The sequence below is a fragment of the Flavobacterium sp. CF108 genome (genome assembly GCF_900129795.1).
Taxonomy (GTDB): Bacteria; Bacteroidota; Bacteroidia; order Flavobacteriales; family Flavobacteriaceae; genus Flavobacterium.
Genome location: NZ_FQWW01000001.1, coordinates 370,823 through 384,376 on the forward strand (window position 1 = coordinate 370,823; position 13,554 = coordinate 384,376).

General features: G+C 32.7%; 12 protein-coding genes. 6 read left to right on the top strand and 6 right to left on the bottom strand.

What is annotated here, in order from left to right:
• Nucleotides 1-80: 80 nt before the first annotated feature.
• The 3 genes from BUE10_RS01680 to BUE10_RS01690 all read left to right on the top strand — a co-directional run bounded on the left by BUE10_RS01680 (nt 81) and on the right by BUE10_RS01690 (nt 2,266).
• Nucleotides 81-641: an ester cyclase gene (locus tag BUE10_RS01680; RefSeq protein ID WP_073481604.1), complete on the top strand. Its 561-nt coding sequence runs from the start codon at nt 81-83 to the stop codon at nt 639-641.
• Nucleotides 642-650: 9 nt separating this feature from the next.
• Entirely contained in the window at nt 651-1,541 is an 891-nt protein-coding gene (ygiD, locus tag BUE10_RS01685) for a 4,5-DOPA-extradiol-dioxygenase (protein ID WP_177178037.1), read from the top strand.
• A gap of 68 nt (nt 1,542-1,609) precedes the next feature.
• The gene (locus BUE10_RS01690; RefSeq protein WP_073481608.1) at nt 1,610-2,266 is read left to right on the top strand and encodes an alpha/beta hydrolase; all 657 of its coding nucleotides are present in this window, start codon (nt 1,610-1,612) and stop codon (nt 2,264-2,266) included.
• 327 nt (nt 2,267-2,593) lie between these two features.
• Here BUE10_RS01690 and BUE10_RS01695 read toward each other — a convergent pair whose 3' ends face one another.
• Nucleotides 2,594-3,862: an NAD(P)/FAD-dependent oxidoreductase gene (locus BUE10_RS01695; RefSeq protein ID WP_073481611.1), complete on the bottom strand. Its 1,269-nt coding sequence runs from the start codon at nt 3,860-3,862 to the stop codon at nt 2,594-2,596.
• Nucleotides 3,863-4,092: 230 nt separating this feature from the next.
• On the opposite strand from BUE10_RS01695, the gene BUE10_RS01700 reads away from it, so the two are divergent.
• Both BUE10_RS01700 and BUE10_RS01705 read left to right on the top strand, forming a co-directional pair.
• Entirely contained in the window at nt 4,093-4,668 is a 576-nt protein-coding gene (locus BUE10_RS01700; RefSeq protein ID WP_073482993.1) for a Crp/Fnr family transcriptional regulator, read from the top strand.
• A 370-nt stretch (nt 4,669-5,038) separates the two neighbouring features.
• A complete protein-coding gene (locus BUE10_RS01705; RefSeq protein WP_073481613.1) occupies nt 5,039-5,428 on the top strand; it encodes a T9SS type A sorting domain-containing protein in 390 nt (129 codons plus the stop codon).
• A 73-nt stretch (nt 5,429-5,501) separates the two neighbouring features.
• On the opposite strand, the gene BUE10_RS01710 is transcribed toward BUE10_RS01705, so the two are convergent.
• The 4 genes from BUE10_RS01710 to ppk1 all read right to left on the bottom strand — a co-directional run bounded on the left by BUE10_RS01710 (nt 5,502) and on the right by ppk1 (nt 10,275).
• A complete protein-coding gene (locus tag BUE10_RS01710; RefSeq protein WP_073481616.1) occupies nt 5,502-5,690 on the bottom strand; it encodes a hypothetical protein in 189 nt (62 codons plus the stop codon).
• Between the two features lie 320 nt (nt 5,691-6,010).
• A complete protein-coding gene (locus tag BUE10_RS01715) occupies nt 6,011-6,844 on the bottom strand; it encodes an HNH endonuclease family protein (protein ID WP_073481619.1) in 834 nt (277 codons plus the stop codon).
• Between the two features lie 3 nt (nt 6,845-6,847).
• Nucleotides 6,848-8,098, bottom strand: coding sequence for an AAA family ATPase (locus BUE10_RS01720; protein WP_073481621.1), 1,251 nt, complete (start codon nt 8,096-8,098; stop codon nt 6,848-6,850).
• Nucleotides 8,099-8,256: 158 nt separating this feature from the next.
• A complete protein-coding gene (gene ppk1 / locus BUE10_RS01725) occupies nt 8,257-10,275 on the bottom strand; it encodes a polyphosphate kinase 1 (protein WP_073481624.1) in 2,019 nt (672 codons plus the stop codon).
• Nucleotides 10,276-10,742: 467 nt separating this feature from the next.
• Between ppk1 and BUE10_RS01730 the strand changes: the two genes are divergently transcribed.
• Nucleotides 10,743-12,044, top strand: a complete 1,302-nt coding sequence (locus BUE10_RS01730; RefSeq protein ID WP_073481627.1) for a hypothetical protein — start codon at nt 10,743-10,745, stop codon at nt 12,042-12,044.
• A 141-nt stretch (nt 12,045-12,185) separates the two neighbouring features.
• Here BUE10_RS01730 and BUE10_RS01735 read toward each other — a convergent pair whose 3' ends face one another.
• Nucleotides 12,186-13,547: a peptidoglycan-binding domain-containing protein gene (locus BUE10_RS01735; RefSeq protein ID WP_073481629.1), complete on the bottom strand. Its 1,362-nt coding sequence runs from the start codon at nt 13,545-13,547 to the stop codon at nt 12,186-12,188.
• Between the last annotated feature and the right edge of the window lie 7 nt (nt 13,548-13,554).

Below are 13,554 nucleotides of genomic sequence, written 5' to 3' on the forward strand. Positions count from 1 at the left end.
AACACAACCATTCTTCCGAAAAGCGTTACCGTTCCTTTATCATTTAGATGCAGCTTTGTATCAACAAAATAAATGATATTATGAAAAATTCAATTTTAATACAAGCTGCCGCTTTGGCACTTGTTTTTACTGTAAGCACTACAGTAACCGCTCAGAAAAAAGATGATAAGGCTGATTTGGTAAAACAAATTAAAGAACTCGCTGTAGCAAATGCACAAATAGCCAAAAATCTGGAAACGTTTGACACTTTAGACTTTACGGTTTTTAGTAACCGTGACTGGTCAAGACTTCACGAAAGCCATGCAAAAAACATCAAAGTACATTTTCCTGATGGTCATACCGAAGTTGGTTTAGAGCAGCATATCAAAACTTTGGATGCTATGTTTGTATATGCTCCTGATACCAGAATTAAGGAACATCCCATTAAAATTGGTTCGGGCAATATTACAGCTGTAATGGGCTACATGGAAGGAACTTTTACAAAACCAATGCCAACAGGTGACGGAAACTTTATACAGCCTACAGGTAAAAAATTCAGACTGCCAATGGCAACAATAGGAATTTGGGAAAACGGAACTATGCAGGAAGAATATCTTTTTTGGGATAATAAAGCCTACATGGAGCAAATACTAGGTAAATAAATTGAAGAAATGGACAGAAAAGATTTTTTAAAAACTATGGCCATTTTACCATTAGGAGCTGCAGCAATGCAGCTCAGCTCCCTTAAAACAGCAACAGATGCTTTTGGTGCAACACAGCGTATGCCGGTTCTTTTTCTTGGACACGGTAATCCGATGAATGCTCTTGCAGATAATAATTTTACTCAGGGTTTTGAACAAATTGCCAAAACATTGCCCAAGCCGCGTGCTATACTTTGTATTTCTGCACATTGGGAAACTAAAGGTACTTTTGTTACCGCAATGCAAAAACCGGAAACGATTCATGATTTTGGCGGTTTTCCAAAGGCTCTTTTTGACCTGCAATATCCTGCGCCCGGAAGTCCAGAATTAGCATTAGAAACACAAAACCTTATCACTTCTACTCCGGTTGGACTCAGTAATGACTGGGGTCTGGATCACGGATGCTGGTCTGTAATAAAATTTCTTTATCCAAATGCCGATATTCCTATTATTGAAATGAGTATCGATTATACAAAACCTGCTTCGTATCATTATGAATTAGGAAAAGAATTGGCAGCCTTAAGACGCAAAGGTGTGCTTATTGTGGGAAGCGGAAACTCGGTACATAATTTACAGCTTGCGGCTTGGGATAAAATGATGGTTCCCGGATATGCCTACGAATGGGCTCATATTGCAAATGAAAAAATGAAACAAATGATTTTGGAAGATGATCATCAATCGCTTGTCAATTTTGATAAACAAGGACGTGAATTCGAACTCGCTGTTCCTACTCCAGAACATTATATTCCAATGTTATACATATTAGCACTTAAAGAAAAAGACGAAAAAGCTACTGTATTTAATGATGCCTTAGTAGCCGGATCACTCAACATGATGTCGATCAAAATTGACAAGGCATGATTGTAAAAAAGCATTTTTGGATATCCTTTGGCATCCTTATTTTAATTTCAATTTTTAGTTTCACTATTATGAATTCAAGCAGAGAAAATACCAAACTACATTATTTGATAAGACAACCTAAAATCAAAACTACAAATCCGTCTTTAATTTTGTTATTGCACGGCGTAGGCGGAAATGAGCAGAACCTTTTTTCTTTTGCCAATGATTTACCCGATAACTTTTTGGTAGTCTCTGCACGCGGGCCGCTTACTTTTGGCCCCGAAAGTTTTGCGTGGTTTCAGGTAAATTTCGTTGAGGGAAAACCACAAATCAACGAACAGCAGGCTGAAGCTGCGAGAGTAACGATTTTAGATTTTATAGAAGATTTAAAACATGAGCTTAATTTTGATGAAAAACAGGTTTATTTAATAGGTTTTAGCCAAGGAGGAATCATGAGTTACAGCGCGGCTCTTACGGCTCCTGAAAAAATAAAAGGAATTGCCGTTATCAGCGGCAGACTTCTTCCCGAAGTACAACCTCTTATAGCTGATGAAAAACGTCTTGAAAACCTTAAAGTTCTTGTTTTGCACGGAAGACAAGATCCGGTTCTTCATCTGCCTTATGCACTCGAAGCTGTAACTTATCTAAAATCAAAAGAAATGAATCCGGAATTTAAGTCTTACGAAGGAGGTCATACTATAAACAAACAAATGCTTGATGATATAAATCTTTGGCTTGCAAAATAATAATCATTCAAAAAAATGAGGCTGTCTCAAAAGTCGAGGCATCTCTTTTACTATAATTATTTTGTTTGTTTTTAGTGACTTAATTGGTCACTTTTTGATATCCGATTTATCATTCCATAGAAATGTTTCGTAGGTAGAAAAAAATAAAGATTAACCACATTTACGTTCCATAGGAACGTTTGATAGATCAAATTATTAAAAAACAATGTCTAAATCAAACGTCCCTATGGAACGTAATCCATTATAACAATATAATTTTTCTACCAATGAAATGTTCCTACGGAACAAGGGAAACGTGTAAAATAACAAAAATGAAAAACTTTCTTTTTATGATCTAAAAATCATTCGTAAAGATTGATCTTTCGTGATATACGCCACAATCCAATTGTAAAATGTTTTAAGCTTATTGTTATAGTTTGCCAAACCAAAAAGATGAATAAAAAGCCACGCCATTAAGGCGAGAAAACCACTAAGATGCAGTTTATGTTTAAAAAGATCAACCACAGCATTGTGTCTCCCTACAATAGCCATGTCTCCTTTATCAAAATAAATAAAAGACTTTTGTGCTTTTCCTTTTGCAATCAAAGAAAGGTTTTTTGCCAATAACTTTCCTTGCTGAATAGCAACCTGCGCCAGCTGCGGATGTCCGTTTGGATAATTAGGATCAGAACTCTGAATACAGCTGTCTCCAATGGCATATACAGCATCAGAAGACATTAATTTATTGTATTGATCTACAATCATTCTGTTTCCTTTTCCCAAACTTGTCTGCGGAATTCCATCAAATACATTAGCCGTTACACCAGCAGTCCAAATAAGACTTTTGGTTTTAATAGATTCTCCATTTGTAAATTGCACTTCATCATCCATATATGATTTTACCTGTGTATTTAGCTTGATTTTTACATCTAAATTTTCAAGTGCTTTATACGTTTCGCGATGTGTTTTTTTACTCAGGTTAGCCAGCAGCACCGGCATACTGTCAACGATATAGATGCTTACATTGGTATTGGCAAGTTCAGGATAGTCTTTTACTAAAAGATGTTTTTTCATCTCTGCAAGCATACCTGCAACTTCAACACCAGTAGGCCCGCCTCCGGCAACAACAATTGTCATTAATATTTCACGTTCTTTAATATCAGTTGTTATAGAAGCTCGTTCCAAATTCTTCAACAATGCATTTCGCATCTTTAAAGCATCATCAACCGTTTTCATAGGTATAGCATTTTTTTGAACACTTTCGATACCATAAAAATTAGTTTTGGCTCCTGCGGCAAATACCAGAATATCATATTCTAACTCACCGTTATTTAATGTTATAATTTTGTTTTCCTGATCAATACTTACCACTTCTCCCATACGGAAATTGATATTTTGATCCTGAAACATTTTCCTAAACGGATAACTTATACTTGAAGGTTCCAGAAAGCTTGCAGCAACCTGATACAGCAATGGAGAGAAATAATTATAATTGTTTCGGTCTACTACTGTGATACTATAATTAGAATTTTTACGCAGATTTTGTACAAGATTTAATCCGGCAAAACCACCGCCAATTACGACGACTTTTTTCTTATTTAAAAATGATTTTTTCATGATGTTTGGTATTAAATTAAACCAATGAAACAGCTCAGTATCTTAGTTTTTTTTACCGTGCAGTCTTATCTGTTTTTTGTAAATGTTTTTTTTCTCTTATTCATTTATATATGCAAAGTTGTACCTTTATAAGGAGAAAAAAGTTAATGTATTTGAAGAAATATTTCCAGAGTATTTTTTTTCTGAATTCCAAAATACTCATTGAATACCAGTTAATTAAAACGAATCTTATGTACGAAATTCTCTTTGCACATATTTCAAATTATACTTCTATTTCTGATCAGGAAAAGGAAATACTTAAAGATAAACTGGAGCATAAAAAAGTGTCCCGAAAGGAGTTTTTGCTTACGGAATTTGAAGTATGTGATTCCTATTATTTTGTATTGTCGGGCTGCATTCGGCTTTATAAAAATACCGACAACGGAAACGAGCAGATTTTACAATTTGGAATTGAAAAATGGTGGATTAGCGATTACAATAGTTTTGAAACCCAAAAACCATCTGAATATAATCTTCAGGCAATTGAAGATACCGAAGTTTTAATTCTAAAAAGAGCTGATTATAATTATTTATTTACCAATGTACCATGCCTGAACACTTACTTTAGACTTATGATGCAAAAGGCATACAGTGCTTCACTCAAAAAAATGGAGATTATTCTTTGCCATTCGGCAGAAGAACGTTACCAGCAATTTAGCACTTCCTTTCCGGGATTTGTACAAAGAATTCCGCAATATATGCTTGCCTCTTTTTTGGGGTTTACACCGCAGTTTCTTAGTATGCTCAGGGCAAAAAAAGATTCCTGATTATACTCTGTTATCTATTTTAAAAGCTAGCGTATAAAAATAATCTTAATTCTTCAATCTAAGCTGCTTTTTATAAAACCATCGGCATTAAAAAAATCTTGTTTAAGCAGCTTAGAAGCCAAAAACAGGATATTCTCCTTTTTATTGCATTTTTAAAAAATATTAATAAACTGATAATCAGTCTATTTTTTTCTTAGATGTACAAAAAGAATATGAATGAGCTGCATTTTTAATATATATATTAGCAAAAACACTAAAACATCTGTAATTCAGTAATTTACACAATAATAAATAAGTTTTTTTTGAATAAAATTGAATTTCTTTTATAATTTTGCGCCTCAATTATACCTGACTATCAAGCAATTAAAAAATGACAAAATTTAGTAAAACAGTTTTAACTGAGGATGCCTTATTACTATCATCACTTTACACTTATGCTGATGAAGAAAAAGGAGACTACGTTTTGATGATTGATGCTGGAAACGGAAAAGTGGTAAGCTTTACTCTAGATGGTGCTGAAAATGCATCTTTTACTATATGTGATCAAAATCACAATTTAATTTACTCCGGAGAACCTGAAATAAACAAATTTGAAATATCAAAAACAATTAGTTTACAAGGTTATCCATCTGGAATTTATTTCTTAGAAATAATAGAAAATGGAAAAGCTGCAAAACACCAGATTAAAGTTACTGCTAAAAAAGAGAGAACACTACAATTAGACGAAAGTCTAAATCAAATCCCTTCTTTTAGCCTATAATCCCCTTTTTTGTCCCAACAAAATCTTCTAAACAGCTTCCTGAGCTGTTTTTTTGTTTTTGTCAAATTCTTAATCACTCATTTTCAGCTTTGCCTATCATTTCTAAAACAATTTCAAGAACTAAAAGTGTTTTTAATCTGGTTCCGCAGCTTAAATAAATCCAGGTTCCTAAAGATTCATCTGCTGGAAACATGCAGGTAATTTGGGAAATATTAACGGTGTACTGGGTCAAATCATCGGTTCTGAATTGGAATGTTTTCATTTGCAGCTAATGTTTAGGCGATAAGGTAAAGGTTAAAACGAACTCTATTTCGTTAGTAACCTTTATATCCGTTAAAACATTAAAGTTATTTGATCTAATTCGTTTATCTCCAAAATTTCAATTATAATATTATTATAATTATTTCAACGAATTATTAATAACTACAAACGCAAACTATATCAGAACAGGTTATTAATATGTTAATTATGAAGGGAATGTAAATTTATTTATAATTATTAAGACATCAATTACAAATGGATTATTACAACAAAAAAGCTCTCCTATTTAGAGAGCTTAACTAATTTATGATATCAAACAATTTATAGTAATGTATCAAAATATCTATTCATTCCAGCAAAAAGATATTTACTTGAAAGCATATCTTCTATTTGTTTTTGAACTTCCCTTTTAACAACAGCATCCGTAAGGACTCGATATGATAATTTAAAAGTTCTAAAATTTTTATAAACAGAATATCTCAAGCTTTTTAATTCTATACGATTTATTCCATAAAAATCCTCCGCAGCTTCTACATATTCAGCATATCTTTTTTGTGTGGGAATAATTTTTACTTCCTGAGTTACATCGTCTGCTTCATAAGCAAAATAAACTTCTGGATTATCAAAATATGGATTGAGTAACAAAGCTTGTTCCCTTAAATGCTCATCAATATATGTTTGAAGCGTATAATTTAACCCTACCTCAATTGGATCGGGTGAAATATTCCCTGCCAGTAAATTAATTTCGGGGTCAGTACTGATATTAATTACTGAAGGACAAGGATACGGAATAGCACCCTGTCTAAGTGGGAAATTATCGCTTTTATAAGTTTGATTACAAATCTGGCAGGCAAACAAATAGTTATCATAAGTGTATGCTAACCACCAATAAGTACTTTTGGGTCTGTAATGTTCGACATCTCCATGCGCTACAACATCAGTGTTTGCCTCACAATAGGCACATTTTCCAAAGCTTTCTTTTTTGAGCTGTTTTTTAGCTGTTTTCCAAAAAGCACTATTAAATAAAATTGGAGTATTATCATTTAAAAAAGATCTTCGAGCTAACATTAATTCTATATCTCTTTCTATTTTATCCGCACCTCGGTATTTCGCGTGGATTACGCTGGCAGTTCTAAGTCGTTCTAAAGATATCATGAACTATATCTTAATGTTTAATTTCTCTTCAATTTTTTGAAGCAGTTCCAATTCTTTCGAACTTGAAGTCAGCACATTTCTCTGAGGTAAATCTTTTAATTTACTTTTTACAATCTTCATTGTTTTCTTTTCCGTTTCATTTAAAGAATCACCTTTAGATTTTAAAACCTCATATTCTTTTTTAACGTTCTGTATTTCGTAGCTTTCATCTGTTTCCAATCCAAAAACAGGAGTCATAAGCAGTTGATTAACTAATAATGATTTTGGAGAACCAATGAATGGTATAATTTCAACAACATCTTTGTCATTTCTTTTTAAAGCAAATAATTCTCCAGTACCTGCCTGCTGTGCAGTAAGTGGTGAATGTGTTGTGGCAACAACTTGAAAATTTGGCAGTTTTTTACTTATAAATTCTAGTAATTTTCTTTGCCATTTTGGATGCAGATGCAGATCTAATTCATCTATCAATAAAAGCCCTCTTGATTCTAACGGTTTTTTATAACCTCTAAAAGCTTCAGTAATTCTAAAAAGCAAATCTCCTATCCATGCAGCCATATTTTGATATCCATCGCTTAATTGATCAAGTGAAATTAATCCATCAATGGTTTTAAACATTACCTGCTTTTTCTCCTTATCTATAGAATGAAATATAATTCCAGGCAAAAAATCTGACAATGCTTCTTTGACCAAATTAATTCCTTCTTCACCAGAACGATAATCCAGCTCGATAATCCAGGCAGTTAAAGGGTTTAACGTTGAAGAATTATCAAATAAGTTTCTAACGTTCATAGAACGTGCATTTCTGCTCTTTTCAAAATTAGAAAACACTTCGTTTGATAATCTTCTGCTTGCTCCATAAGCAACAATAAAATAATTCCTATTTGCGTTTTCAATAGCTTCGTCAATTAAATGCAAAGATTCTCTATTATTAGAAATAACTTTCGAAAGATTATCTCCTCTTTCAAATTTCAGAGAAATATCGCGCTCTTCACCTCTTTTTGTTTCTATTACCGCACTAATTGAACAGCTGTTTTCACCTAATTTTATCCAAGAATCTATATTTCCTAAAAGCTCTCCTAATGCATTACTTCCAGACGTTAGTAAAGCAATGGCTTTTAATACATTACTTTTACCCGTACCATTTTCTCCCAAAATTAAAGTCCATTTTCTATTACTCCTCTTATCCTTTTCAAAAGATAAGCTGATATTGGAAAGACATTTAAAATTTGTAACTTTTATTTCTTTTAGAAACATGATTTCTTATTGTAATATTAATACCCAAATTTAATGTTTTTTTTGATTGTAAATATTTTTAATTCCTATTTACTATTGTTATTTAAATGATCTTTGTATTGAAACATAAGAATCTGCATCGATCCAATTTTCTATAAAAATAATATCTTCACTTAAAATCATTTCATATTACACTCCGCAAGCCAGTCATAAATTTCGGTTTGCGCACGTCTTGGTTCATCTATATTTAGAATCTCCAATTCATTGTTCCCTTCACTATTTATGGTTCTTCTTTTTGTGTTATCTTCTAGCTGCAGCTGAATAATTTCATTAATTTCTGCAATGTGTTTTTCATCATACAACGGAAAAGCAACTTCTATCCTTCTGTTTAAATTTCGGCTTAACATATCTGCAGATGACAAATAGATTTTTTCCTCACCATTATTTGTAAACTTGTAAATTCTGGAATGTTCCAAAAACATATCTACAATTCTGTAGATTTTTATGTTCTCACTCACATATTTAATTCCCGGCAATAAGGTGCAAATACCGCGTACAATCAATGTTATTTGAACACCTGCCCTGCTTGCTTCAATAAGTTTATCAATAATATCTTTCTCATCAACTCCGTTTACTTTTAAAAACACTGCAGCTTCTCTACCCGCTTTTTTATTTTCTATTTCGGTATTTATTAATTCTATTAACATCTCTTTCATATTATAGCCTGCGGCCATAATATGTTTGGGTACGCCTGCCTTTTTCTTGGTTTTTAAAAATGCAAAGACTTTTTTTAGATCGTCTGTATATTTTTTTTCAGAAGTAAAAAACCCAAAATCAGAATAAATATTGGCTGTACTTTCATTAAAATTTCCAGTTGACAAGTAATTATAGTGTTTTTTATTGCCGTATTTGTCTTTCATGGTCACCATTGCAACTTTAGCATGAACTTTTAAATTCGGCATGCTTTGAATGATTTTTATTCCGGCATTTTTCATTTCTCGGGACCAGAATAAATTATTGTATTCATCAAAACGTGCTTTGACCTCTACAAAAACAGTTACTTTTTTGCCATTTTTAGCCGCACTTATCAAAGCATTTGCAATTAAAGATTGTGATGAAATTCGGTATAAAGTAATTTTTATCTCCAGGACGTTTCTGTTAATTGCCGCCTGATTAAAAAACTGAAGGACATAATAATACGATTGATACGGAAAATGAAGCAATTGATTTTGTTTGTCAATAATTTCAAAAACCGACTTTTTGCTTTCAAAAGGCAGATGTTTGAGACCCGGATAATTTGCTCCTTGAAGATTTGGTTTTACAGGGTTTGGAAACTTGAATAAATCATAAAGATTATGATGGCTTCCTCCTTTTATCATTTCATCTTTTTTAAGGCGAAACGTTTTTTTACATACCGAAATTGTTTCAGCATCCATATTAGAATCATACAGAAATCTTGTCGATGAACCACGTTTTCGTTCTTCAATTTTTGCTTCAATTTTCGCAATTAAATCTCCTGAATTTTCATCTTCTATTAAATAATTTTCATCACGGTTTAATTTTATAGCATTGCAAGAAACCACTTTTCCAGAAGGAAATATAAGCGATAAACAATTCTTTATTATAGTATCAATCGAAATAATATAATGCGTATCGCCCTGACTTTGCAATTTTTTATATCGATCCAGTTTATCCGAAGGAATATTCAAATAAGCGTAATTAAAGTTACCCGAAGTATCTTTTAACTTTACCAAAAAGTATAAACTGCGATTGTTTAAAAAATACGTTTTAGGCTGGTTTATTGAAATATAAATAACCTGAATATAAGAGAGAATGATACTTTTAAAATAATATTCGATCTCCTGCAGATGCTCTTCTGTAAGCTCTTGATTTTCATAATAAACAATATTATTGGCAGCTAATTCTGGCAGTATTGATTTCTTCCAAATTGCTCCAAACCTGTTTTGCTGGAGATTAACTTCTGCTAAAATTTTATTCAGTAATTCTGTGTTCTTTTTTGAATTTTTAATCAGTAGTTTTCTGATTTTAACCCTAAAAAATTCATCTAAATTAGAAGAATGAATGGCTAAAAATTTAATTCTTTCGTATAACGAATTATTGGAATCATCGGCTTCATCCAAAATACAGTTATTGAAAGAGAGCCACGAAATTTCTGAAGGTATAAGATGGTTTTGCACGTAAAAAAAATGGTTTATACTTTATTGATACTTGTAAATTTCAGGATTAATTATTTTAAAATATAAGTATAGACAGGCTGTTAACCATAATTTAATTTATTGGTAACATATCTTAACCTGTATAATATCATGATTATAACTTATTCCGGTATACTATTTTAACTCCGTAATATGCCGTTTGAACCTAATCATTTTTATTGAGTTCAGCAGCTGCATCTTCTACCTTTTCCTGTTAACTTTTTGTTAACCGTATTATAATACTGTCCCAGTAGTACGATTTCTCTTTTAAGGTACTTACAAGTAGTAAGAATTATAATTCAAAAACAATCCGTTCTATCGACAAAATTTTCAGAAAACAAAGTTTCTGCTGCTGCTGATTACTTTTTATTTCTCAGTTGGTTATTGCTATTAAATAATATAAAAAATCATTGAATTTAAATATTTTATAAACCATTAAAACTAGAATTATGAAAAAACAGAATCCAAAAAAGGTATTAAGTACAGCCTTAATTATTATGCTGTCGGCCATTACATTTTCATGTCAGGACACGACATTAGATGAAACGGAAACTTCTGCTGCCGCAAAAGAACAGCAAAACTTCAGAAAAATTAGTGCATCGGCAAGTTCTAATTTGGCAAGAAGATGGGCTCCTATTCATTACAGAGATGTAGATGCAACTGGAACTTATGCTGAAGGTGGAAAATCAGATTACATTACTGCTATTAACTACGACAACGACTGGAATGCCGAAAACAACTGGAACAACCTTCCTGCTTATGCTAATTCTTTAGCTGCACATTGTTATTATTCTGTAGTAGAATCGAATACGCATTGGTATATTACTTATGCTTTCTTTTCTCCGCGCGATTGGACAGATAACCCATTTTTATATAGTTTAGACCAGCATGAAAATGATTTAGAAGGTGTATTAATGATTGTAGAAAGAGATGGTTCTACTTATGGTTCTTTAAAAGGAGCTGTTACAGTAAGTCACTCTGATTTCTTTTCGTATGTACCATCTGGAAGTTCTTTTGTAAGCGGACTGGAAAGTGTTGATGGAACTTTACAAATGAGAGATTATAACGGAGAATTGCACCCTGTTACTGCGCAAGATTCTAAAGGACATAGCCTTAAAGCGTGGCCGCAGCATGATATAGATGGAGACGGAATTATCTACTACCCTTCGGCAAGTGGAACTGCACAAATACCATCTGATAATTATGACACTTACGTGGAATACAAACTTGTTGATATTTTTGAAAGCGGAGGATTATGGGATCAACGATTCAATACTGAATTGTTTTCCAGCCCGGGCGGAGGATTTAAAGGAAATGATTTTAAAACTGGCGGTGCTAATGCTCCTTGGGCATGGAATGATGGAAATGATGCTATTGTACAAGGCGGAGAATTTGCAACAGATCCTGCTAAATTAGCTGATAATTATTTTGATGGTGTAGGCAATTTATCACGTAACTATACTGATAATAAATACAATGGTTCAGCTGGAGGTATTGTAACTGTTTACCAAAATTGCAGCTACACAGGTTATGCAATTGCTTTACCTGTTGGCGATTATACATTGGCTCAGCTAAAATCGTATGGTATTGTAAATGATGATTTGTCTTCTGTTCGTTTAGAAAGTGGATACAAAATTACATTCTACCAAAACGATAATTTTGGAGGTGAATCTGTTGTAATAACAGGAAACAATAGTTGTTTAGGAGGTTTTAATGATAAAGCCAGCTCTATAAAAATCAGCGCTATATAATCACTTACCATATATTGGATATGCAAACGAAAATAAAACAATAAGACTAAGTTTTATTCTTGTCTGCATATCCATTTTTTATCTAAATCACGATAAAAAGTATTACGGCGGATTGTATTATATTTACTTTTTAAAGGGAATTTATAATTGCAACGCCAGTTTATAGTATTCATTAACTAATTCTCCATAATATTTCCCTGACTCATTTTTATGTCCTTGCTTAAAATCTTTATTAATATCAGCTGTTCCTTTATTGTAAGCAATTGCTGCATAAATTTTCTCCGTATTTGTGAGTGCCGTTTTTCCTTTAAATGACGGAATTCTATTTTGTGCCGCTTTAAGTTCATTTACTGCCATTTCGATTACTTTTTCGATATTGCTCCACTCTTTGTTGAGAAAAAAATTAGGGTTTGTTTTAAAAAACTGAAGATCGTACTGAAAAATACCATATCCATGACAAAATTTATCAGGTCTGGTATTATATAAATTTTTATAGGTGGTATCCCATCTGCCAACGTTTTTTAACGCTTCTCTCCCTATGTCAAACATTTTATTTCCGTTTGGGTGCGCGATGAGTTCTGCTTTATTTTTAGGGAATGCACTTCGGTTAGGAGAATCCAGAGTATCACCAGTACAGCACATAAGCAAATCTTCGATAGTAGTTTTATCTATCATTCTGCTCCATACATAACCAGTCTCCTGATAAGCAATGGCCATTATAAGAGGTAAATTAAAAGGTGTGCCAGCTAACTTTTTATTTATTTTTTCCTCAAAATTCTGTTTAAACCATATTAAGCTTTTTTCAATGGTAGTATATTGTTTCACTTTAAGTGAGGTTAAAGTATCCTTACCTAAAACCCCATCAACCACAAGTCCTTTCATTGCTTGGTAATTTGAAACTGCAATAGCGGTTTCTTTATCATAAACCTGATCGATGTTTCCGTGAAAGATATTAATTTTAGCCAGCTTACGTTTCGTTTCCTCCACAATTAAATGTTTCATTATAGGAGAAGTTACATAAAAATTAAAAGGCGGGTTATTATAATCAAATACAAATGAGGTATTTACTTCATAATCTATGTTATTAACTAATATTCCGTATTCCCATTGTCGCCCCTTAATCTGGCTTCTGCACACATTATCTTTTGAACTTTTGGCCTCAATCGTTCCGCCTGTGCCATCACTAAAGGCAATGTGTCCAATTTTAATTCCTTTATAACCTGGTGACCTAAAAAGTATAGCTCCAAAGGTTTGCGCAGCTTCACTAATACTTATTTTCGTGCAAGTTTTTCCCACATCGTTTGCCCAATATCCTGTATAAGCTTCATTACCTTTTATCCCTGCCTTTATTCCGGAAATTTGATAAACCACCCAGCTAACAAATTCAGCACAATCCCAAGGGCCTTTATAAATAGAATTTTCAAAAGGCACTGTAGCTCCCAATACATACTTTTCTCCAATATGCTTTGAGGCTAATTCAATAAATTGTTTTCCTGTTGCCATTTTTTTA

Bases quoted from the DNA above. Each gene is read 5' to 3' on its own strand.
- BUE10_RS01680 (WP_073481604.1), top strand. From the start codon at position 81: ATGAAAAATTCAATTTTAATACAAGCTGCCGCTTTGGCACTTGTTTTT.
- ygiD (WP_177178037.1), top strand. From the start codon at position 651: ATGGACAGAAAAGATTTTTTAAAAACTATGGCCATTTTACCATTAGGA.
- BUE10_RS01690 (WP_073481608.1), top strand. From the start codon at position 1,610: ATGAATTCAAGCAGAGAAAATACCAAACTACATTATTTGATAAGACAA.
- BUE10_RS01695 (WP_073481611.1), bottom strand. From the start codon at position 3,862: ATGAAAAAATCATTTTTAAATAAGAAAAAAGTCGTCGTAATTGGCGGT.
- BUE10_RS01700 (WP_073482993.1), top strand. From the start codon at position 4,093: ATGTACGAAATTCTCTTTGCACATATTTCAAATTATACTTCTATTTCT.
- BUE10_RS01705 (WP_073481613.1), top strand. From the start codon at position 5,039: ATGACAAAATTTAGTAAAACAGTTTTAACTGAGGATGCCTTATTACTA.
- BUE10_RS01710 (WP_073481616.1), bottom strand. From the start codon at position 5,690: ATGAAAACATTCCAATTCAGAACCGATGATTTGACCCAGTACACCGTT.
- BUE10_RS01715 (WP_073481619.1), bottom strand. From the start codon at position 6,844: ATGATATCTTTAGAACGACTTAGAACTGCCAGCGTAATCCACGCGAAA.
- BUE10_RS01720 (WP_073481621.1), bottom strand. From the start codon at position 8,098: ATGTTTCTAAAAGAAATAAAAGTTACAAATTTTAAATGTCTTTCCAAT.
- BUE10_RS01730 (WP_073481627.1), top strand. From the start codon at position 10,743: ATGAAAAAACAGAATCCAAAAAAGGTATTAAGTACAGCCTTAATTATT.
- BUE10_RS01735 (WP_073481629.1), bottom strand. From the start codon at position 13,547: ATGGCAACAGGAAAACAATTTATTGAATTAGCCTCAAAGCATATTGGA.